This is a genomic window from Mesorhizobium sp. B2-5-3 (genome assembly GCF_006441005.1).
Classification (GTDB): domain Bacteria; phylum Pseudomonadota; class Alphaproteobacteria; order Rhizobiales; family Rhizobiaceae; genus Mesorhizobium.
Genome location: NZ_VFUS01000003.1, coordinates 22,220 through 42,851 on the forward strand (window position 1 = coordinate 22,220; position 20,632 = coordinate 42,851).

General features: G+C 63.3%; 25 protein-coding genes. 12 read left to right on the top strand and 13 right to left on the bottom strand.

Annotated features, from left to right (window positions below; genetic code table 11):
* Window positions 1–24 precede the first annotated feature (24 nt).
* On the bottom strand, window positions 25–807 hold the full coding sequence (locus FJ867_RS07495) for an NIPSNAP family protein (RefSeq protein WP_140816978.1): 783 nt from the start codon (window positions 805–807) through the stop codon (window positions 25–27).
* A 119-nt stretch (window positions 808–926) separates the two neighbouring features.
* On the opposite strand from FJ867_RS07495, the gene FJ867_RS07500 reads away from it, so the two are divergent.
* The 8 genes from FJ867_RS07500 to FJ867_RS07530 all read left to right on the top strand — a co-directional run bounded on the left by FJ867_RS07500 (window position 927) and on the right by FJ867_RS07530 (window position 5,749).
* Window positions 927–1,592 carry a TetR/AcrR family transcriptional regulator gene (locus FJ867_RS07500; protein WP_140650602.1) on the top strand — a complete coding sequence of 222 codons (666 nt, stop codon included), beginning with the start codon at window positions 927–929 and terminating at the stop codon, window positions 1,590–1,592.
* Window positions 1,593–1,702: 110 nt separating this feature from the next.
* Window positions 1,703–2,836, top strand: a complete 1,134-nt coding sequence (locus FJ867_RS07505) for a metallophosphoesterase (protein WP_140816983.1) — start codon at window positions 1,703–1,705, stop codon at window positions 2,834–2,836.
* A gap of 491 nt (window positions 2,837–3,327) precedes the next feature.
* Window positions 3,328–3,537: a cold-shock protein gene (locus FJ867_RS07510; RefSeq protein WP_010915421.1), complete on the top strand. Its 210-nt coding sequence runs from the start codon at window positions 3,328–3,330 to the stop codon at window positions 3,535–3,537.
* 334 nt (window positions 3,538–3,871) lie between these two features.
* Window positions 3,872–4,099 carry a hypothetical protein gene (locus tag FJ867_RS07515; protein ID WP_140515521.1) on the top strand — a complete coding sequence of 76 codons (228 nt, stop codon included), beginning with the start codon at window positions 3,872–3,874 and terminating at the stop codon, window positions 4,097–4,099.
* A complete protein-coding gene (locus FJ867_RS07520) occupies window positions 4,099–4,503 on the top strand; it encodes a hypothetical protein (RefSeq protein ID WP_140494290.1) in 405 nt (134 codons plus the stop codon). Before FJ867_RS07515 ends, FJ867_RS07520 begins: the two co-directional genes overlap by 1 nt.
* Before the next feature lies 1 nt (window position 4,504).
* The gene (locus tag FJ867_RS28675) at window positions 4,505–4,672 is read left to right on the top strand and encodes a hypothetical protein (RefSeq protein ID WP_181167560.1); all 168 of its coding nucleotides are present in this window, start codon (window positions 4,505–4,507) and stop codon (window positions 4,670–4,672) included.
* 4 nt (window positions 4,673–4,676) lie between these two features.
* Entirely contained in the window at window positions 4,677–5,060 is a 384-nt protein-coding gene (locus FJ867_RS07525) for a YkgJ family cysteine cluster protein (RefSeq protein WP_140521623.1), read from the top strand.
* Window positions 5,061–5,137: 77 nt separating this feature from the next.
* On the top strand, window positions 5,138–5,749 hold the full coding sequence (locus FJ867_RS07530) for a LysE family translocator (RefSeq protein ID WP_140494286.1): 612 nt from the start codon (window positions 5,138–5,140) through the stop codon (window positions 5,747–5,749).
* A gap of 100 nt (window positions 5,750–5,849) precedes the next feature.
* Here the strand turns inward: FJ867_RS07530 and FJ867_RS07535 are convergent, their stop codons facing one another.
* The 4 genes from FJ867_RS07535 to FJ867_RS07550 form a co-directional block, all read right to left on the bottom strand.
* Complete coding sequence (locus FJ867_RS07535; protein ID WP_140637692.1) at window positions 5,850–6,128, bottom strand: hypothetical protein; 279 nt, start codon at window positions 6,126–6,128, stop codon at window positions 5,850–5,852.
* Window positions 6,129–6,234: 106 nt separating this feature from the next.
* The gene (locus FJ867_RS07540; RefSeq protein ID WP_140494282.1) at window positions 6,235–6,609 is read right to left on the bottom strand and encodes a nuclear transport factor 2 family protein; all 375 of its coding nucleotides are present in this window, start codon (window positions 6,607–6,609) and stop codon (window positions 6,235–6,237) included.
* 17 nt (window positions 6,610–6,626) lie between these two features.
* Window positions 6,627–7,073, bottom strand: a complete 447-nt coding sequence (locus FJ867_RS07545; RefSeq protein WP_140494280.1) for an OsmC family protein — start codon at window positions 7,071–7,073, stop codon at window positions 6,627–6,629.
* A gap of 36 nt (window positions 7,074–7,109) precedes the next feature.
* Window positions 7,110–8,120, bottom strand: coding sequence for an NAD(P)-dependent alcohol dehydrogenase (locus FJ867_RS07550; RefSeq protein WP_140816985.1), 1,011 nt, complete (start codon window positions 8,118–8,120; stop codon window positions 7,110–7,112).
* A 97-nt stretch (window positions 8,121–8,217) separates the two neighbouring features.
* Here FJ867_RS07550 and FJ867_RS07555 point away from each other — a divergent pair, with 97 nt between their 5' ends.
* Window positions 8,218–8,829: a TetR/AcrR family transcriptional regulator gene (locus FJ867_RS07555; RefSeq protein ID WP_140494276.1), complete on the top strand. Its 612-nt coding sequence runs from the start codon at window positions 8,218–8,220 to the stop codon at window positions 8,827–8,829.
* Between the two features lie 100 nt (window positions 8,830–8,929).
* Here FJ867_RS07555 and groL read toward each other — a convergent pair whose 3' ends face one another.
* The 3 genes from groL to FJ867_RS07570 all read right to left on the bottom strand — a co-directional run bounded on the left by groL (window position 8,930) and on the right by FJ867_RS07570 (window position 11,971).
* A complete protein-coding gene (gene groL / locus FJ867_RS07560) occupies window positions 8,930–10,585 on the bottom strand; it encodes a chaperonin GroEL (protein WP_140494274.1) in 1,656 nt (551 codons plus the stop codon).
* A 69-nt stretch (window positions 10,586–10,654) separates the two neighbouring features.
* Window positions 10,655–10,951: a co-chaperone GroES gene (gene groES / locus FJ867_RS07565; RefSeq protein ID WP_006203049.1), complete on the bottom strand. Its 297-nt coding sequence runs from the start codon at window positions 10,949–10,951 to the stop codon at window positions 10,655–10,657.
* Window positions 10,952–11,344: 393 nt separating this feature from the next.
* Entirely contained in the window at window positions 11,345–11,971 is a 627-nt protein-coding gene (locus tag FJ867_RS07570; RefSeq protein WP_224519165.1) for a TetR/AcrR family transcriptional regulator, read from the bottom strand.
* A gap of 126 nt (window positions 11,972–12,097) precedes the next feature.
* Here FJ867_RS07570 and FJ867_RS07575 point away from each other — a divergent pair, with 126 nt between their 5' ends.
* The 3 genes from FJ867_RS07575 to FJ867_RS07585 are packed head-to-tail and all read left to right on the top strand — an operon-like array spanning window position 12,098 to window position 15,720.
* Window positions 12,098–13,279: an MFS transporter gene (locus FJ867_RS07575; protein WP_140557121.1), complete on the top strand. Its 1,182-nt coding sequence runs from the start codon at window positions 12,098–12,100 to the stop codon at window positions 13,277–13,279.
* 12 nt (window positions 13,280–13,291) lie between these two features.
* Window positions 13,292–14,584, top strand: a complete 1,293-nt coding sequence (locus FJ867_RS07580; protein ID WP_140665361.1) for a D-arabinono-1,4-lactone oxidase — start codon at window positions 13,292–13,294, stop codon at window positions 14,582–14,584.
* The gene (locus FJ867_RS07585; RefSeq protein WP_140816987.1) at window positions 14,581–15,720 is read left to right on the top strand and encodes an alanine racemase; all 1,140 of its coding nucleotides are present in this window, start codon (window positions 14,581–14,583) and stop codon (window positions 15,718–15,720) included. Before FJ867_RS07580 ends, FJ867_RS07585 begins: the two co-directional genes overlap by 4 nt.
* Window positions 15,721–15,859: 139 nt before the next feature.
* Here FJ867_RS07585 and FJ867_RS07590 read toward each other — a convergent pair whose 3' ends face one another.
* The 5 genes from FJ867_RS07590 to FJ867_RS07615 all read right to left on the bottom strand — a co-directional run bounded on the left by FJ867_RS07590 (window position 15,860) and on the right by FJ867_RS07615 (window position 20,632).
* Window positions 15,860–16,333 (bottom strand): DUF2442 domain-containing protein, encoded by a 474-nt coding sequence (locus tag FJ867_RS07590; protein WP_224671649.1) that lies wholly within the window; start codon window positions 16,331–16,333, stop codon window positions 15,860–15,862.
* Window positions 16,334–16,710: 377 nt separating this feature from the next.
* Window positions 16,711–17,754, bottom strand: a complete 1,044-nt coding sequence (locus tag FJ867_RS07600; protein ID WP_140494262.1) for an ABC transporter permease — start codon at window positions 17,752–17,754, stop codon at window positions 16,711–16,713.
* The gene (locus FJ867_RS07605; RefSeq protein WP_140624761.1) at window positions 17,751–18,548 is read right to left on the bottom strand and encodes an ATP-binding cassette domain-containing protein; all 798 of its coding nucleotides are present in this window, start codon (window positions 18,546–18,548) and stop codon (window positions 17,751–17,753) included. Before FJ867_RS07605 ends, FJ867_RS07600 begins: the two co-directional genes overlap by 4 nt.
* An 85-nt stretch (window positions 18,549–18,633) precedes the next feature.
* The gene (locus tag FJ867_RS07610) at window positions 18,634–19,641 is read right to left on the bottom strand and encodes a substrate-binding domain-containing protein (protein ID WP_140565111.1); all 1,008 of its coding nucleotides are present in this window, start codon (window positions 19,639–19,641) and stop codon (window positions 18,634–18,636) included.
* Between the two features lie 85 nt (window positions 19,642–19,726).
* Window positions 19,727–20,632: a sugar phosphate isomerase/epimerase gene (locus FJ867_RS07615; RefSeq protein WP_210240086.1), complete on the bottom strand. Its 906-nt coding sequence runs from the start codon at window positions 20,630–20,632 to the stop codon at window positions 19,727–19,729.

Here is a 20,632-nt window from a genome sequence, read left to right on the forward strand (position 1 = left end):
CGCCGTCTCCGGGCGGACTGGAGATCAGCAACAAAGCCGCGAGCGCGATGTCGCCGACAGGCGCATGGTTTCGGTCGGTCTGGCCAGGTCATGTCGGACCGCGTGCGAGAAGGCTTGCCATGCAGGTGAGGCGGCAAGCGCGGTTTCATGCTGGGCCTGCGCTTCTTCGCCATCAAAACCCATCACACTGATGAAAACATTCTCACTCGCTCGCACCGGCAGGCGTGGAAAGCTGTTTTCCGCATGCTCCGTGACGAAAGCGGCGAGCAGCCGCGCACCGGGTGACGCCGTCATCGGCGCCAGCTTGGCCTCGAAGCGGCTGGCGAACGCGGCCTCTGCGCCCGGCCGCAAATGATAAATCCGAATCACGACCATCCCTGACAGCGGCGTGCTTCTGCCTGGCTTTTCGTCGGCAGCCAAGCCCGCGCGTAATGCGCCGGAGAGATCGAAGCCAGCGCCGGGCCACGCAGGTTTGAGCAGCAGCACATCGTCGGAATCGATCATCGTGGCGTTGGCGGCATTGCGGTGCGCTGCCCATACCGGACCGTCATAGAAGGCGCTCAGGGCACGTTTGCGCGCCTCCATGTCCTCGAAACCGCGCAGCCAGACGAACATGTCGGGGCGATCGAGATCCCGGAATTGGCCGATGATGGTCATCCCGGCCTCTTCCTGGCCTTCGATCAGCTTGCCGTCAAAGAGGTCGATAAGGGTATCGCGTTTGCCGGGTTTCAGCGTGTACTGCCGCAGTTCGACGACCGGGGAGGCGAGCGCTGCTGTCTCCGATGTGGCACTCAGGGGCAGGCTCATAAGCTCGTCTCCAAAAACAGGGTGATCATCCTGTTTTATAAAACAGACCGGTTGTCCTGTTTTGTCAATCTGCTAGCTTCTTTTTCTTCCCTCCTGGAGGGGCACGGTGGAGATTCCCGATGACAGGGCATGCCCAGAAGCGCACCAATGATCCCGAAGGCATGCGCAACAGAGTGCTCGATGCCGCGCAGGAGTCCTTTCAGGTACGCGGCTATCACGCGTCCAGTCTCGGCGATCTGATGGCGGCGGCGGGTGTCAGCGGCGGCGCGTTGCATCATCATTTCCCGACCAAGAAAGCGTTGGCGCTGGCGGTGATCGAAGAGCGTGTGGCCGCGGCGGTCGAAGAGACATGGATGGCGCCTTTGCGGGCGGCCGCTTCGGCGCGCGAAGGCGTGCGTGCAGCCTTCGAAGCCGTGGCGGCGGAACTTGAGCAACAAGGCTTCGTGCGCGGCTGTCCCCTCAACAACCTTGCACATGAACTGTCGCTCGCCGATGCCGAATTGCGCGCCGCCCTTGCCGGCATTTTTGCCGGCTGGCGCCAGGCTATCGCCGACAAGGTCCGGGCTGATCAGCAGGCGGGCAGGGAGCAGGACACCGACCCGCAGCGTTTCGCCGCCCTGGCCGTCGCGGCCTATTCCGGCGCGATGTCGATGGCCAAGACGGCGCAGGATGCCGGCATGTTGCGCGATTGCCTGGCGGGGCTGGAGCAGAATGTCGCCCAAGCTTCGCCCATGGCCGCAACGAGGCGGCGTCGCAGGATATTGCTGCCACCGGGAAACCTTTGATGCCGAGGACGGGAACGATCCCTACAACTCAGTTCCGTTCTGGGGGAGGGCAGCCGTGGACCGGGCGCTGAACTTTACTGCTGACCGGTGTCCGTGCTGAACTTCAACCCATGATGAAGCGCTTCTCACCAAAATCGGTATCACGACGCCGTTTTCTGGCGCGGGCCGCCGGTCTTGCCACGGCCCTTGCGCTTCCACGCCCGGCGCTCGGCCAGACCGGGCAGCGCATTCAGCCTGTCGACGCCACCTTCCTGTTCATCGCCGATGTCCATGCCTGCCGCATGGCCAGCGGCTTGAGTCCCAATTGCCAGCAGGAAGGCAAGACCGACGCTGCCTTGCTGCGCAATGTGGCGGCTCTGAACGGCATTGGCGACAAAACATGGCCCGTCGAGATCGGCGGCGTCCCGACGGGCCTACGCTCCGCCGGCAGCCGAATCGGCACGCCGCTCGGCCTCGTCATCGGCGGCGACATGACCGACGATGGCGGTGGTCAGATCACCCAGCCGAGTGAAGGCACGCAATTGCTGCAATTCAGCCAGCGTTACCAGCAAGGCATGGGGCCTGACCGCGTGCATGTTCCAGTCTATGTCGGGCTCGGCAATCATGACCTCGACCAAAACGGCCCGCGGCATCACGTTGACTGGTACCGGCGCGAAATGCGCGACTATGTCGAAGTCAATCACCGTGCCGGCGTGTTCTTCAAGCCACCGGTTCCGGCCACCGACTACGATGTCGAGACCGACTGCTATGCGTGGGACTGGGGCGGGCTGCATCTTGTCCAGACCCACCGTTTCGCTGGCGACACCGGCCATGGCGCGGACAGCAGCCTGCCCTGGCTGAAGCAGGATCTGGCGACCTATGCGGCGGACGGCCGCCCGGTCATCCTGTTTCAGCATTATGGCTGGGATAACTTTTCGACTGAGCGATGGGATCCCGCCAAAAAGGTGTTCGACGACGACGGCAAGGGGCCGCCGCATTGGTGGAGCGATGCGGACCGTCAGGCACTGCTTGCGGCTCTGAAGGGCTACAACGTGATTGCCATCTTCCATGGCCATCAGCACGAGGTGCCGATGATCTATCAGCGCGACGGCCTTGATCTCTTCAAGCCAAAGGCGGCCTATATGGGCGGGTTCGCACTGGCGCGGGTCACCAATGATGGCATGGATGTCGTGCTGGGCGAAGCCAGCGACGATCACGGCGGGGTCACATTCACCAACGCCTTCAGCAAACCGTTCCAGACATGAAAGCCCGCAGCGGCCTTTTCGTCCCGGACGCTGACTGACGTCGACCTGGCAGTGCGCTCGGGCCTCGGCCTCCGCTACGAGATGCCGCCGATGATGACCGCCGCGATGTAGGGGCCGAAAGAAAACGCCCCTCGCACCTTTTATCGTGCGGGGGGCGTCTTTGCCGTTCGCTTTTCCTTCGATTGCTCTCGTGAATTGCTGACGACAACCATGAAACGTGCTTCGACCGAAATGGCTCCCGGCGCGTCCAGATTTTTTTAGGGCCGCTTTGTTCAGTGCCCGATTGGCGTGAACCGTCGCGGCGGGTGAGCCAAGAATTGACATGGCCGTTTAAATAGCTTACAAGACCTTTGTCGATATTTGTTGACTGACTTTTGTTATCCGCGCTTTGCAGCGCGCCTTTGACGAACTTCCCACATCAAAAATCGAGACAAACGACGTTGTGCATCCGCATGACGGCGAACGAGTATTTGCCATGGAAAGGGTTCGTCATGAGCACCGGCACAGTTAAATGGTTCAACGCCACCAAAGGTTTTGGTTTTATTCAGCCTGACGACGGCTCTGCCGACGTTTTCGTCCACATCTCGGCCGTAGAGCGCGCCGGCATGCGTGACATCGTCGAGGGCCAGAAGCTCGGCTACGAGATGGTCCGCGACAACAAGTCCGGCAAGATGTCGGCCGACCAGTTGAAGGCGGCCTGAAAAAGGATTCAGCCTTCCCGGTGACCACGGATGTACTGGCACTGGTGAATGGCGAATTCGGGCGCATGGCGGCGGAAACCTGAGTTTTCGCACGCTGCGTGCCGGAGCGTCCTGTGCATCCACTGGATGCGCGACGCTCTCATGGAAGGTCAGGCGGTGCCTGGCCTTTTTCACTTTGTGGGTCTCGCCGCCGAAAATGCGCTGCGCGTCGGCCTGAACGTGCTAAGGGACGCTCCAGCAAGTTGAATCCGCCGCCCCAATGCTTTTGTGCGTGGGTCCTGACTGAAGACCGGTCTTGCCCTATCGGCACGAGACTCCTGACAGGAGAAAGATTTTGACCGCCAATTCGAAAACAGCTGCTGATCAGGCAGTGCCCTTGTTCAGCAAGACGCAAACCCAGTCGATGTCGCTCAACCGCATCATTTCCGAACGCGATGCCCTTACCCAGGCGCGTGAAGCCAAGACCGCGCGTTTGCGCGAACTGCGCCTGGAAAAAGAGGCAGATGAAATGGCTGCGGCGGCCGCACAGGCGGCGTTGCCGAAACGGGCCGGAAGACGCTGATGGCGACGAAGCGTGTGCCGGCGACACCAATCGCCGCTGATGCGACCATCGCCGATATGGTCGAAACATTGGACAAGCCAGTCGAATATGTCCGGCGTGTGCTGGAAAAACTCGAACGCTGCAAGCGCGTCCATGGCGATGCACAGGTGCGCGTCGGCGTGCGGGGCCGCGCCGAGTGCCCGAACTATTTGATCGAATATGTCCGCCAAGACGCCAAGACCCGCGAGCCGGTGACCCATCAGGACGCCGCCTACAGCGGCAGCACGCATCGCGAACTGGCGCCGCATCACATCGCGGAGGCGAGGAACTGGTCGCCTGAGGAAATGAACATAACGGCGGTTTCGGCCCTGATCGGCCGTTTGCGCAGTCCGCGCGCACCATCGCGCTTCGCCGACGAGGACTGAGATGGCCATAAAATTCTCCGCCAAGGACCAACCGCCGGCGCCCGCCGCCGCTGCAAAGCCGGTCAAGCCGGCTGCCGCGCCGAAGGCCGATGCAGCTGCCGAGGCCGCGACCGATCTATTCAAGTCGCCGGCCGAGGCGCCGTCGCGCAAGGCAGGCAAGAAGAAATAGCGCCTTGCCGCAAGACGCCGACCGCAATCCTGCTGCGCAGGGGCTGTTCAACCCGGTGGCCGCAGCCAGCCTTTCATCGTCGCAACGAGGCACCGTCCCGGCATTTGATTGCCAGAGCTGCGGCGCCTGTTGCTCCTACTCGGCCGAGTGGCCGCGCTTTTCCACCGAGGACGACGCGCACCTCGACCGTATCCCGGACAAGTATGTCGCGACCGATCTGTCGGGTATGCGTTGCGAGGGCCCGCGCTGTTCGGCCCTCTGTGGCGAAGTGGGCAAGGCAACCGCTTGCGGCATCTACGAGCTGCGCCCGGATGTCTGCCGCGCCTGCATGCCCGGCGACGAGGATTGCCTGATGGCGCGTCGGGCGCACGGGCTGCCTGTCCTCTGATCTGACGGCGCCGCGGCTTGTGCGCGGGGATTTCGCTGCTACGCTGCCCGCCGGGCAGCACAGCGGAGGACCAAATCGTGAGCATCGAATTCTTGTTGACGTCGCTGATCGTGGTGGCTTCGCCCGGCACCGGCGTCCTCTACACGCTGAGCGCCGGGCTTTCCCGCGGCGCCCGCGCCTCAATCGTCGCCGCTTTCGGCTGCACGCTCGGCATCATCCCGCATATGGCTGCCGCCATCACCGGCCTCGCCGCGCTCCTGCACACCAGCGCGGTCGCCTTCGAGACGCTGAAATATCTGGGCGTCGCCTACCTCCTTTACATGGCCTGGAACACGCTGAAGGAGAGGGGTGGTCTGAACGTCGAGGACAATGTCGCGCCGCGCTCCACCGGCAAGGTGATTGCGAGAGGCATCCTCGTCAATGTGCTCAACCCGAAGCTGTCGATCTTCTTCTTTGCCTTCCTGCCGCAGTTCGTCAGCACGACCGAGCCGCACGCGCTGTCGAAGATGCTGGAACTGAGCAGCGTCTTCATGCTTTTGACCTTCGTCATCTTCGTCGGCTATGGCATCTTCGCCGCCTCGATCCGCAGCCATGTCGCGTCGCGGCCGAGGGTGCTGACCTGGATGCGCCGCACGTTCGCCGGCGCTTTCGTCATGCTCGGCGCCAAGCTTGCGCTGGCGGACAGGTAGAATTCGTTCGCCTCGCCTTGGCACGAAATCGATGCCGAACAATGAGAAGGCGAGCCTTGGCCCGCCTTCTTTTGTTCTTCAACTCCGGACTAGCCGGCAATCATTTGTTCGCGCCGCCGAGCGCCTTCAATTTTTCGCAGAACGGGGCATACGGCTTGCTCATCGCCGCATCCTGACAGTCCTTCATCATCATGGCTTGGTCGTCCTTGGACATTTTTGCCCAGGCGGCTTTCATCTCGGCGTCGGATTTCATCGTCTTCATGCTCGCATCGGTGAAGAACGGTTCCATCATCTTGGGCGAGTCGAGCGCTCCGGCAAGTGCCGTGCCGCTGAGAACGGTCAACGCGAGTGCTCCAAAGCAGGCGGTTCTGATGTTCATGACATTAGTCCTCCCTATGGTCTTTCTCGATCGTCGAATGGCGGTCGGACTCTATTCCTAGCACAAACCGATGTGTATTAGGAGTAACTCATATGGTGAAGCCGGCCTATCCCTTGACGTAGCCCATCGCCTCGACGATCCGCCCGCCCTCGACGCGCATCAGATTGACGCCGCGCAGCGAATTGCCGTCCGCCATCCAGTAGCGCCAGCGGATCGTCGCCCGCTCGCCGGCGACGAAGGTCTCCTCGATGTCGAAGCGCGTGCCGGGCTGGGTCGCGATCGCCGTCCATAGCCCGACGCAGGCCGCCTTGCCGGCATGGCGCGCACCGTCCGGTGCCGGCACGGTGTTTTCAATCACGCAGTCCTCGCCCACCAACTCGGCAAGCGCCGACGGATCGTGCAACTGGAACACATCGTTGAAGCGCCGCATGATCTCGGCTGTCCGCCGCGACTCTGGATGACCGTCCATGATGCTGCTCATCTCGTACTTCTCCTGATTCATTGTTGCGCGGCGGTACCCACGAGGGTCGCCTTGAGGTTGATCTGGGCCACGCCGGCCAGCGCGCGCGAAACGAGACAGCTCGCCTTGGCGGACTGGGCAAGGCGCTCGAACTGGTCTTCGGCGAGCCCCGTGACCTCCACCGCCGTTTCAAGGTCGATGCGGGTGATGGTCGGCCCGGCCTCGGTCGCTCCGAGGTGCACCCTGGCGATGGTGCGGATGTCCCGGGGAACATGACCTCCCTGGCCAAGGATGAAGGTCAGCGCCATCGAGAAACAGCCGGCATGCGCGGCCGCGATCAGTTCTTCCGGGTTGGTGCCGGGGCCGTTCTCGAAACGCGACGGAAAGGAATAGGCGCCTTCGAACACACCGCTGCCGAGCCGCAGCCGGCCTGAACCTTCCCTCAGCGTGCCTTGCCACTCGGCCGAAGCTTCACGAATTGTCATTGCTGTTCTCCCTTCTGGTTCGATCGATATGAAAGATCAGGCTCCGTCGATGACGACCTTCCCGAAGACGTCGCCCTGCTGGAAATAGCGGTAGGCGTCGCGGGCCTCGGCGAAGGGGAAGACCTTGTCGATGACCGGTCTCAACCGGTGCGCCGAGACGGCGTTGAGCATCGTTTCGAGGTTTGCGCGGCTGCCGACGAACAGACGGCTGATTGTGACGAGGCTGCGCTGATAGACGGCGCCGGGGATCTGCACCGTTGCGCCCTTCGCATCCTGAATGGTGAGCAGCACGATGCGCCCATAAAGCGCGCTGGCGATCAGCGACTGCGCGAAGGTCGGCGGGCCGCCGGTTTCGACGGTAAGGTCGATACCGCCGGTTTCGCCACGCACCATCGCCCCCCATTCCGGCATGTCGGTCGAGGAGACGACGAGGTCGGCCCCCATCGCCCGCAGCTTGCCGACCTTCTCGGCGCGAGAGGTGACGGCGACGACGCGGCAGCCGAGCAGCTTGGCGAACTGCAACGCGAACAGCGAGACGCCGCCCGAGCCTATGACTAGAACCCATTGGCCGGGCTTGGGAATCTCCGCCCCGGTCAGTGCGTTCCAGGCTGTCAGGCCGGCGCAGCTCAGCGTTGCCGCCTCGCGCCAGTCGAGATGCTCGGGAACTCGCACCGTCCATTGCTCGTCAAGCACGGCGTACTCGCCGAGCATGCCATCCAGCGTGCAGCCGAGCTGGTCGATCAGTCCGGCATTGATGCGGCCATCGATCCAGCGGGCGAAATAGCTGCCGGTGACACGGTCGCCGACGGCAAAGCGTGTGACATCATCGCCGATGGCGACGACCTCGCCGGCGCCGTCGCTGAGCGGAACGATCCCGCGGCGCGGTGTCAGGGGGTAGGTGCCATTGAGGATCATCGTATCGCGTCGGTTGAGCGAGGTGGCGCGCACCCGCACCACGATCTCCTGGGGACTTGGCTCCGGTCGCACCTCTTCCCGCATCACCAGACATTCGGTTCCGCCCAAACCCTCAAGACGATAGCTGCGCATTTCGGCTCTCGATTATATAGACTGATCTACATATTATGTAGACCAGTTGTCATATTTCTGGCAAGGCTTATAAGGATCTCTCCTGACAGAGGTTGACATGGCGAACGATACGAGAGCCCGCATACTCGAAACGACCGGATTGCTGCTCAGGCGGCGCGGCTATCACGGCACTTCGCTCAATGACATACTGAGCGCCAGCGGCGCCCCGCGCGGCTCGCTCTATTTCCACTTTCCCGGTGGCAAGGATCAGCTGGTCGTCGAAGTGACGCGCGCCAGCGTGGCCGAGGTGACTGAGAGGCTTGGCGCCGAGCTGGCGGCGGAAAGCGATCCGGCGGTTGCCGTTCACCACATTTACCAGTCGGTCGCTCGCATGCTGGAGGACAACGAATTCTCGCTCGGCTGCCCGATCGCGCCGGTCGTGCTCGATGCGCCGAACGACGTGCCGGACTTGGAGGAAATCTGCCGCTCCGCTTTCGAGCAGTGGATCGGCCTGCTGCGCCAGGCGTTTGTCAGGGCAGGGGTGGTCGAGCGCCGCGCACGGGCGCTGGCGCTGTTGGTCGAGTCCTCGCTGGAAGGCCTGATGGTGATTGCCCGCGCCACCCGCGATCGCTCATCGATCAACGTCGTGGCCGATGAGGTGGCTACCCTGATCGAGCAGGCAGTCCTCGCCGGCAAGGCGACGCGGCAAGCGGAGAGCACTGCTGTCTGACGCTGGTTCCAACCGACTACGCTGAAGCAAGGCCTGAATGTGCAAAGAAAAGGGCGGCATCGCTGCCGCCCTTTCCACATGCATAAAGCAGATGGCTGGATTAGAAGTCCATGCCGCCCATACCGCCCATGCCGCCGCCGCCCATGCCGCCAGGCATGCCGCCGCCAGCCGACTCCTTCTTCGGAGCCTCCGCGATCATGGCTTCGGTGGTGACCAGCAGGCCGGCGACCGAGGCCGCGTCCTGGAGAGCCGTACGCACGACCTTGACCGGATCGACGATACCCATGGCGATCATGTCGCCATATTCGCCGGTCTGGGCGTTGTAGCCGAAGGTCGCGCCCTTGTTCTCGAGGATCTTGCCAGCAACGATCGATGCTTCCGCACCGGCGTTGGCAGCGATCTGACGGGCCGGAGCCTGCAGCGCGCGGCGCACGATGTTGATGCCGGCGGCCTGGTCGGAGTTGACGCCGGTGGCCTTGAGGTTGCCCGAAGCGCGCAGCAGGGCCACGCCACCGCCGGCAACGATGCCTTCTTCCACGGCCGCGCGGGTCGCGTTGAGGGCGTCATCGACGCGGTCCTTCTTTTCCTTCACTTCCACTTCGGTCGCACCGCCGACGCGGATCACGGCAACACCGCCGGCGAGCTTGGCCAGGCGTTCCTGCAGCTTCTCCTTGTCGTAGTCCGAGGTGGTCTCCTCGATCTGCTGCTTGATCTGGGCAACGCGGCCCTGGATCTCGGCCTTCTTGCCGGCGCCGTCGACGATGGTGGTGTTCTCCTTCGAGATCGACACCTTCTTGGCGCGGCCGAGCATGTTGAGGCCGACATTCTCGAGCTTGATGCCGAGGTCTTCGGAGATGACCTGGCCACCGGTGAGGATGGCGATGTCTTCCAGCATGGCCTTGCGGCGGTCACCGAAGCCCGGAGCCTTGACGGCGGCGATCTTCAGGCCACCGCGCAGCTTGTTGACGACCAGCGTGGCCAGGGCCTCGCCTTCGACGTCTTCCGAGATGATGAGCAGCGGCTTGGAGGTCTGCACGACCGCTTCCAGGACCGGCAGCATGGCCTGCAGGTTGGAGAGCTTCTTCTCGTGGAGCAGGATGTAGGCGTCCTCGAGATCGGCAACCATCTTATCGGGGTTGGTGACGAAGTAGGGCGAGAGATAGCCGCGGTCGAACTGCATGCCTTCGACGACTTCCAGCTCGGTCTCGGCGGTCTTGGCTTCCTCGACGGTGATGACGCCTTCGTTGCCGACCTTCTGCATCGCTTCCGCGATCATCTTGCCGACCGACTCGTCGCCATTGGCCGAGATGGTGCCGACCTGGGCGACTTCCTCGGAGGTCTTGATCTTCTTGGCGGCCTTGCCGAGAGCTGCGACCACTTCGGTCACGGCCAGGTCGATGCCGCGCTTCAGGTCCATCGGGTTCATGCCGGCGGCAACCGCCTTGTGGCCTTCCTGGACGATCGATTGCGCCAGAACGGTCGCGGTCGTGGTGCCGTCGCCGGCGATGTCGTTGGTCTTCGAAGCGACTTCGCGGACCATCTGCGCGCCCATGTTCTCGAACTTGTCCTCAAGTTCGATTTCCTTGGCGACGGTGACGCCGTCCTTGGTGATGCGCGGTGCGCCGAACGACTTGTCGATGACGACGTTGCGGCCCTTGGGGCCGAGCGTGACCTTCACCGCGTCGGCGAGGATGTTGACGCCGCGCAGCATGCGCTCACGGGCGTCGCGGGAGAATTTTACGTCTTTGGCAGCCATGTTCAACTCCTGGCAGGGGCTCGGATCGAGCCCGAAGATTTAAGATTCAGTTGATGGGAAGGCCGATATTCAGCCGATGATGCCCATAATGTCGGATTCCTTCATGATCAGAAGGTCTTCGCCATTGAGCTTGACTTCGGTGCCCGACCACTTGCCGAACAGGATGCGGTCGCCAGCCTTGACGTCCAGGGGCACGAGCTTGCCAGCTTCGTCGCGGGCGCCGGAGCCGACGGCGATGATCTCGCCTTCCTGCGGCTTTTCCTTCGCCGTGTCGGGGATGATGATCCCGCCGGCGGTCTTGGATTCGGATTCGACCCGGCGTACGACCACGCGGTCATGAAGCGGGCGGAACTTCGACTTTGCCATGTTTTCTTCCTCGATGAGAACGGTGAGAAACAGTTCCTCCGTCCGGCGAAGCCGGACAATCTACAAAGCCCGGCGGTACCGGACCTGTGGTTAGCACTCACCCAGGGCGAGTGCTAACGTGGCGGTGAAATAGGCTGCTGGCTGGCGAGAGTCAAGGCGCGCGCGAGCGGGCAGCGGCGCGAAATTTTGTTTTCCGCGAAAGCCCGCTCGCAGAACGTGCCAGTTGCCGCTGGCCTTTCATGCGAAATGCGCCGGTTCCTCCCGCAATCGACGGCGAAACAAGGCGCGGAGGGGTGCTCCGCCGCTACCGGTCAGAGATCCTGCCGCCCGATACTTCGATACGCAAGACGTGTCGATGTCACGGGAGAGGGGCGCGAAAGCCGCCGCCGAAAACTACAGAAACAATCTCAGCTGCGTATGGATGATGGACCTGTAGTCGTCGATCGTGCGGCGGCCTTCCTTCTCGTCCTGCGTCAGCGCTAGCCGCACGACGCCGCCGGCAAGCTGGAAGATCAGGAACACCACGCGCGCGAAGTCTTCGCGCCGGTCGGGCCGCAGCATCGGAGCGACGTGGTCGCAGAACATCTTGGCCTGGTGCCTTGTCTCAGCAATGTCGAGGTTCTGCAGCGCCTTGTCAGCCTGTATCGCGTTCTGCAGATCCTGGATGGCCGGGTCGTCGGCCACGCGCCGGTAATAGTCCTCGATCATGCGGTCCGCGGCAGCCGTCACGTCCTCAAGCCCACTTATTTCGGCGATGATCTCGCCGAAGCGTGCGCGGCTTTCCTCCGAGAAGCGCTCATAGAGCATCGCCAGGATCGCCGATTTGTTGGGGAAATAATGGTAGACGGTGGCGATCGGTCCGCCCGCCAGTGCGCCCACTTCCTTCATCGTCACCGCGTCGATGCCTTTTTCGCCGATCAGCCGCATGGTCGTCGAAAGGATCGCGTCGATGCGTTCGCGGCTCCGCTCCTGCTTGGGCCTGCGCCTCGGCGCCGTCGCCATCCGGCTTGCTTCCGCCATGCGCCCAATCTCTCGCGAGAGCTTCAAAATTCCCGGTTGACAAGAAACATGATCAAGTATCAGTTTCGTAATGCTGACAAGTTGTCAGCTTTTTTATCGCACTGCAAGGACGTTGGGAGGCGCCTCGTGACTGCGACGCAAGCCGTACAAGCGGAAAATGGCGATTGGCTGGTCGGCAACCCGACCGGCGTCGAGCTCGGCTCCGCATTATGGATCGGCTCGGTCGGGCTGCTGATCCTCGGGCTTCAGCCCGTGCTGCTTGGCGCGCTCTACACCGAGGGCCATGTCAGCGGCGATGAACTGGCGCTGGTCGCCACGGCGGAGATGATCGCAATCGCCATCGGTTCAGCCGTGGTGGCGATGCTGCTTTCCGCGCGCAACATGCGCTGGAAAAGCGCCGTCCTTTTGATCCTGCTGGCCCTGGCGAATGTATGGACCGCCCATGCCGCAAGCGCCAATGCGCTGATCGCCGCCCGCGCCATCGCCGGGCTGGCTGAGGGCGGCCTGGTCGCGATCGCCACTGAACTGATCGCCCGTTCGCGCCGGGCGGAGCGCATCGGCGGCTATTTCGTGACGCTGCAGACCCTGGCGCAATGTGCGCTCGCTCTGCTTTTGGCACTCTATGTCATTCCCGAGGCGGGGTCGTCCGGCGGCTTCATCGTGCTTGCCGTCGTCTGCGTCGTCTCGCTGGCGGCCGCTTTCACCGTACCCGGTGACTACGCCGACCTGCCGAAAGGGGAGAACCTGGCCAATGTGCTGACGGTTCCGTCGATCACCGCGCTATTGTCGGTCTTCTGCTACTTCATGTTCTTCGGCGCGATCTGGGCCTTCCTGGAACCGCTCGGTGCGCAATATGGGATTGATAGCTGGACCGTCGGTCTGATCGTCTCGGCCAGCCTGGCGACGCAGGTCCTGGGCGCGATGACGGCGACCGTGTTCGAGGCGCGCATCGATTACCGCATTGCCATTACGGCCATCGGTGCCGTCGCGCTGGTCTCCTCCCTTGTTCTTGCCAGCGCACCTGGCCTGACGACATTCTGGATCGCCGCCTTGGTCATGGGCTTCATCCTGTTGTTCATCGTACCCTATCAGATCCGGCTGGCGATCACGGCCGACGAGACGCGTACCGCCGTGCTGCTGGTGCCGGCCGCACAGCTCTTCGGCTTGGCGATCGGGCCGGTGGCGGCGTCGCTGCTCATCAATGGCAAGGATTTCCGGCCCGTGCCGGAATTCGCCGCGGCAAGCGCGTTTGCCAGCGTGGCCCTGCTTGGCCTGTTCGTGGCCACTATGCGCCGTCGGCGCGTCTGACGGGACGGCTGGATGTCGACGATCACCGCGCGGAACTGGAGCAACTGGTCGGGCTTCGTGCGCGCCGAGCCGAAGCTGATCGCCACTCCAACCGACGCCGGCGAGCTTGCCGATCTGGTGCGCACGGCACCTGGGCCGCTGCGGGTGGCGGGTGCTGGCCACTCCTTCACGGCGCTGGTGGCATCGCAAAGCTCGATCGTTTCCCTGGAGAAGATCGAGGGGCTGGTCTCGCACGACATACAAAGCCATCGCGCGCGGGTGCGGGCAGGGACCCGGCTCGGCCCGCTAATGCACATGCTGCACGGCATCGGCCAGGGCCTGCCAAATATGGGCGACATCGACCGCCAGGCGATCGGCGGCGCGCTGGGCACCGCCACCCATGGTTCCGGGCTGACGCTGGGCGCTTATCACACCCAGTTGGAGACGGTGCAGATCGTGGACGGGCGGGGCGAGTTGCGCGAATTCGATCGGACCCGCGACCAGGATATGATCCATGCGATGGGGGTCGCTCTCGGCGCCTTCGGCATCTTGAGCGAAGTCACGCTGAACAACATCGCGACCTACCGGCTGCGCCGCCGCAAGTGGGTGCTGCCGATCGCCGACATGCTGCGCGATTTCGAGACGATGATGGCCGCGCACCGGTCGGCCGAATTCTACTACATCCCGTTTTCCGGCTACGCGCAGTTTATCGCCAGCGACCTCAGCGACGCGAACCCGACCACCAGGCCTACCGAGCACGACGAGGCCGGCCTGGCGACGCTACGCAAGCTGAGCAGGGCGCTGCGCCGGCTGCCATGGCTGCGCCGCTCCTTGATCCGCGGCGCCGTGAAAAAGGTGCCGGCCGAGGATTATGTGCAGGACTGGCTCAATGTCTATGCCAGCGACCGCCAGACCAAGTTCAACGAGATGGAGTATCATCTGCCTTTCGAGGAGGGGCCGAAGGTGATCACGCAGATCATCGAGCTGACCGAGAAGCACTTTCCAGAAGTCTATTTTCCGATGGAGGTGCGCTCGGTTGCACCCGACATGTTCTGGCTTTCGCCCTTCTACAAGCGTCTGACCTGCTCGATCGCCATTCACCACGATGCCGCCAACGACCCTGAGCCCTTCATGCGGGCGGCCGAGCCGATCTTCCGCAGGCATGGCGGCCGGCCGCATTGGGGCAAGATGCACAGCCTGAAGGCGGCGGATCTCAAAAAGCTCTATCCGCGCTGGGATGATGCGATGGCCGTTCGGCGAGACATCGATCCCGAGAACCGTTTCGTCTCGCCCTACATGGCCGGCCTATTCGGCATCGGCCAATGAGCGGCTATTTCACCACGCTGTCGGATGCGTTGAGGGCGGCCGGCGTCTTTCAGCCTTGTCTCGTGCTCGACCGCGACCGGCTGGACCGCAACATCGACCTGGTGAAGCAGAGACTGGCGCCCGGCCTTGCCGTGCGGCTGGTCGACAAGTCGCTTGCTTGCCTGCCGCTGCTTTCGCATATCGCCGAGGCGCTCGGCACCCATCGCTTCATGACGTTTCATCCGCCGATCACAAGGGCCGTGCTCGACGCTCTTCCCGATGCCGACATGCTTTACGGCAAGCCGATGCCGGTCGGCGCGGCAAGGCAAGCGATTTCAAGCGGTACCGCCGACTGGTCGCGCGCCTGCTGGCTGATCGACAGCGAGGAGAGACTGGCGGAATACGGCGCTCTGGCCGCCGAACTCGACGTCGGGTTGCGCATCGCTTTCGAGATCGATGTCGGGCTGCATCGGGGCGGGTTCGCCGAACCGCGTGCGCTGTCGAAGGCATTGAACGTGCTGCCCGCCCGGTTGCGCTGCGAAGGCGTCATGGCCTACGAGGCGCACGCGCCGCACATTCCCGGTCTGTTCGGCGGTCCCAAAAAGGCGCTGGCAGAGGCGTCGCAGCGGGCCGCGGCGTTCATCGCGGCTCTCGGCGAGGACCAGCGCCGAACACTGAACATCGGCGGCTCGAAGACCGCGTTGCTTCATCGTGGCGGCATGGCCAACGAAGTGTCGGTCGGCTCGGCCTTCGTGCTGCCCGGGGATTTCGACACGCCCGGCCTCGACGGCTTCCAGTCCGCGGCCTTCATCGCCACGCCGATCCTCAAGGTGGTCGAGCCGATGCTGCCAGGCCCGCCGGCGGTCACCCGCCTGCTGCAGACGATCGGCCGGTTTCCGCGCAAGGGTTGCTATCTCTATGGCGGCAAATGGATGGCCGAACCGGTGTTTCCCGAAGGCATGAAGGCCAATGGCCTGCTTGGCCTTTCCTCGAACCAGCAATTCATGGGCCTGCCCGGCGATGCCACCACCAGGTCCGGCGACTACGTCTTCCTGCGTCCGACGCAAAGCGAGGCGGTGCTGCAGCAGTTCGGATCGATCGCGGTTTTTTCGGGCGGCAGCCTCGTGGACCGCTGGCCCGCGCTGCCGATGGGGTAGGCATGGTGCCTCGTTACGATGAGGCCAAACCAGACGCTTCGATGTAACAGACCGACCGTCAACCCAAAGCCACGATGCGCCGGCGGCCAGCAGCCGCATGCTTGGAACAGTCAGCGAGCCTATCCGCCTCCAGACGGGGTCATCGTTGACCGGCCTTCTCGGCGAGATATCGAGTAGCCAACGCGATTGAATTGGGGATCGGTGTCGATCCTCTATAGTTGGCAATTTGGCGCCTGGAGATTTCCAACTGGAGCGCCATCCCCTCAAGCGAGAATTTCAGCAGATCGTCCATGATATGGCGGAATTCCCGGTTCTCCATACCAATTGAGGGCAGGGTATCGATCCATTCGGCTGACAACTCGATTCCCCCGTCCCACTCGATTGCATTGCCGTCTTCGTTAACCCGCATGGTTCCAAACAGCTCGTCATCGTCGCGAAGCGGAATGAAGTGTCGATGGCTATTCAATACTGGATTCAGGTCAACCGTATTGGAGCGGCCGTCTCGCCAGGTGATGCGCACGCGGCGGCCATCAATCATGGTGACCGAGGCGATCCTGGGGAGCGGATTGCCGACTGTTACGATATCGTCAACCATTGAGGCGGGTCCATTCATTGCGCAACTCCTCTTCATGCGAGTTAGCCCAAGCGATTACGGCATCGAGGTCTTTGCGACGCATTTGGCCACGCAACACGTTCCATGAGCCAATCCTGATCAGGACTTCATACTCACCCTTCAACGCGTGATGCCGTCGAGAACCTTCAAAGTGGGCATGTGGCTGTTCCATCGTGCCAAATTTAACGCATAGGGTGCACTAAATCAAGCGAAAGTGCACTGGGTGCACCAAAGCGTCGCATTTCATCAGTTTGATCGATATTGCGCGTGACGTAAATCGACGACCCCGGCCCTGCGTTCTCGTCCGCGCGGCCGCCGTTGTCGCTACCGGATTGAGCTCGGACGGTCGCGCCGAACGGCCGGCCTTGGGTAGCGTTTCAGCGGTAGCGCGCCTGGTTCCAGCGGTGGCCGAGCAGCGACAGGATGATGATCAGCCCGTTGAAGAACTGCACATAGAAGCCGCTGAGGCCGGCGGCGACGACGCCGGTCTGGATGAACGCCACCGTCAGCGCGCCGATGGCGCCGCCAAGCACGGTACCGATGCCGCCCCAGGTCGGCGTGCCGCCGACGAACACCGAAGCCAGCACCGGCAACAGATAGCCGTCGCCGGCGGTTGGCCACCAGGTGAAGTTGATCATCGTCGAGAAGGTGCCGCCGATCGCGGCCCCGATGCCGACGAAGACGAACACCTTGACCTTCACCCGCTTGACGTCGATGCCCATCTGCTGGGCGCTGTCGGGATTGTCGCCGACCACCTTCACCTGCGCGCCGAAGCGGTGGCGGTTGTAGAGCAGCGCGGCGAAGACGACGAAGGCGAGCGCCCACAGGATCTGCACCGGAATGCCGTAAACCTGGCTGGAAAAGATCGTATAGGTCCAGCTTTGCCCGAGCGTCGGCAGCGCGGTCGACTTGCCTTCGTTGATGATCTGGATCAGCCCGCGCAGCAGGAAGTTCATGCCGAGCGTGGCGATCAGCGACGACAGGCTGCCATAGACGACCAGCACGCCGACCAGGAAGCCGAGCAGCATGCCGGTGGCGAGTGCTGCGACGATGCCGAGGAAGGGATCGTAGCCGGCCTGAACGACCAGCGCGAAAACCCAGGAGGCAAAACCCATCGTCGCCGGAAACGACAGGTCGATCTCGCCGGCGGTGACGACAAAGACCAGCGGCACGACCACGAACAGCGCGACCGGCAGCGTGGTCAGCACGGAGCTGTAAAGAAACCAGGTGGTGAACACGGTCGGATTGGCGATGGTGAAGGCGACCATCATCACCGCGAACACGCCGAGCGTGCCCAGCGCCGCGCGATTGTCGAGAACGAAGCCGCGCAGCAAATGATCCGACGGATGCTTCCATGCCGCTTCGCCCATTTCGGCATGGGGCGAGGTGGCTTGGCGATTGGGTTCCGCGATGTTGCTCATGGCCTTGTGTCCTCCGCGCGCTGGGCTTCGCCCAAGCCGGGCAGTCCGCCGGGATGCGCGAGGTCTTCCATGAAATTGACGAGCATGTCGGCCGACTTGATGTCGCGCTTGTCGGCCTGCAGCGCCACAGTGCCACGATCGAGCACGACGAAACGGTCGGCGATGTCGAAGACATGGTGGATGTTGTGGCCGATGAACAGGATCGAGCGCCCGCTCGCCCGCACCTGGCGCACGAAGTGGAAGACCTTGGCGGTTTCGGTCAGCGACAGAGCCGTTGTCGGCTCGTCGAGGATGATCAGGTCGGCCTGCTTGTAGATGGCGCGCGCGATCGCCACGCCCTGGCGCTCGCCGCCGGAAAGCTGGCCGACGACGGACTGCGGCGTGAACACTTTCGAAGTGAAGCCGATCTCGCGCATAAGCCGGCTCGCCTCCCTGATTTCGGTGCCGACCTTCAGCCAGCCGAGGAAGCCGGTGAGTTCGCGTCCCATGAAGATATTGCGCACGATGGTCTGCTGCACGGCCAGCGCCCGGTCCTGGAACACGGTCTCGATGCCGGCGTCGCGCGAGCGCGCCGCGTTCCAGCCGGTGACCGGCTTGCCGCGAACGAGGATCTCGCCGTTGGTCGGCTTGACCGCGCCGGCGAGGATCTTGATCAGCGTCGACTTGCCGGCGCCATTGTCGCCGATCAGTCCGACCACCTCGCCGCGGTCGACGCTGAGATTGACCCCGCCAAGCGCGTAAACCTGGCCGTAGGATTTCGTGATGTCGCGCAGTTCGATGATGCGTTCGGCCATCGGGTCCTCGCTTGCTTGTCGCATGCCGGGCCTCGCCGGCGGTCCCGCCGGCCGGGCCTGAGCCCCCGGCCGGCGGCTTGGGAGGTCAGCGCAGTGCCTGCTTGGCCAGTTCGGCGACGATCTTGTAATTCTCAGGCGTGACGAAGCCGGCGCCGGTATCGACATTCATCGGTGCCAGCCCCAGCACCACTTGCTGGCAGAGGCTGAGGATCGGCAGATAGCCCTGCATGAACGGCTGCTGATCGGCGGTCAGCTGCACCCAGCCGCCCTTGAAGGCCTCGACGATCTGCGGGCTGGTGTCGAAGCCGAAATTGAAGATGTCGCCCGGCTTCCGGCCCGCCGCCGTCATATAGGTCTGGACGTTGCCGAGCATCTGTCCGCCGGGGTAGCCGACGGCCTTTACGCCGGGGTTGTTGAGCAAGGCGGCGGTGATCACCGGGATCGCCAGATTCGGATCGGCCGCCCATTCGGTTGCGGAATTGATTTGAACGACATCGATGCCGGCCTCTTTCAAGGCGGAGACGGTTCCTCGCTCGCGGGCGCCGCGGCTCTCATTCTCGAACGGGCCGATCATGATTGCCTTGTCACCGGCCTTGAGCTTGGCCAGCTTGAAGGCTTCCGCGCCGAGCGCGCGGCCCTGCTGTTCCTGCTGCGCGCCGACATAGCCGCCGCCGAAGGCCGTCACCACCGTCGGCACCGGCACGTTCTGGTACATCATCTTGATGCCGTCCTTATGCGCTTGTTCGGCCAGCGGCATGATGGCGGCGTCGCCGGGGTGGCCCATCATGGCAATACCGTTGGGCTTGACGGCGACCGCCTCGCGCAGCTGCTGGACCATTTTTTCGATGTCCCAGCCTGAGAAGATGTAATCCACTTTCGGTCCGAGATCGGCCGCAGCCTGCTTGGCGCCATTGTAGACAATGGTGCCGAAAGCGTCGCCCTCGGCGCCGCCGACGAAGAAACGGATGTGGACGTCCTTGCACCATTGCGCGTCGAGCGCCTGTGCCGGCAAGGTGGAGATGGCGGCGGCGAGCGCCGTGGCGGTCGCCACCACGGTCGTGCGCAGAAGTGTCGTTCTCTTGGCGATGCTCATGCACGTTCCTCCCTTTTGTCCTCGCGAGCGAGGGTTTCGACATCTGCTTCGGCAATCCCGTCCGGCTCCTCCCGCCGGCCAATCCTCACGTCGGGTTCGGCAGGTAGCTCAGGCCCCCTCTGCATTGCTGGAGGTATTCCAGCGCGCGGACCTGGCCTGTCATTTCAAGATCGTCGCGATAGACCGGGTCGTGCCAACCTTCGATATCGATGGCGCCCTTGTATCCGGCCAGCCGCAATTCGCTGATCACCCGCGTCCAGTCGCTGTCGCCGAAGCCGGGCGTGCGCATCTGCACGAAGGGCAGGCGGCCGAAGACGCCGTGCTCGCGGATGACATCCCAGCGCACCGTCGCGTCCTTGCCGTGGATATGGAAGATGCGCGGCGCCCATTTGCGGATCTGCGGGATCGGGTCGATCAGATAGACCAACTGGTGGCAGGGCTCCCATTCCAGACCCAGATTCTCATCCGGCAATTCGTTGAACATCAGCTCCCAGGCGTCCGGATTATGGGCGATGTTCCAGTCGCCGGCGGCCCAGTTGCCATCCATGGCGCAATTCTCGAAGGCGATGCGCACGCCCTTGTCGGCCGCGCGTTTGGCCAATTCGCCCCAGACTTCGCGGTAGCGCGGCAGGCTGTCGGTCAGCTGCTTGCCGCGGATGCGGCCGGTAAAACCGCTGACCAGATTGGTGCCGAACAGATGCGCGCTGTCGATCACCGTTTCCCAGGCCTTGAGCACGCCGCGGTCGGTGTCGCCGCTCTCGAGTGGATTGCCGAACACGCCGATCGAGCTGACGCTGACATCGGCATCGCCGATGGCGTCGCGGATCTCGCCGGCGAGCCGCCCTAGGTCCTTGCCGCCCAGCGTCTGCCAGAAGAAGGGCTGGACGCTCTCGAAACCGAGCGGCAGGATCTGCCTGACATAGGCGGCCGGATCTTCGAGATTGGCCCGCACCATGGTGCCGATCCTGATGTCGAGAAGCGGGTCCGCCAT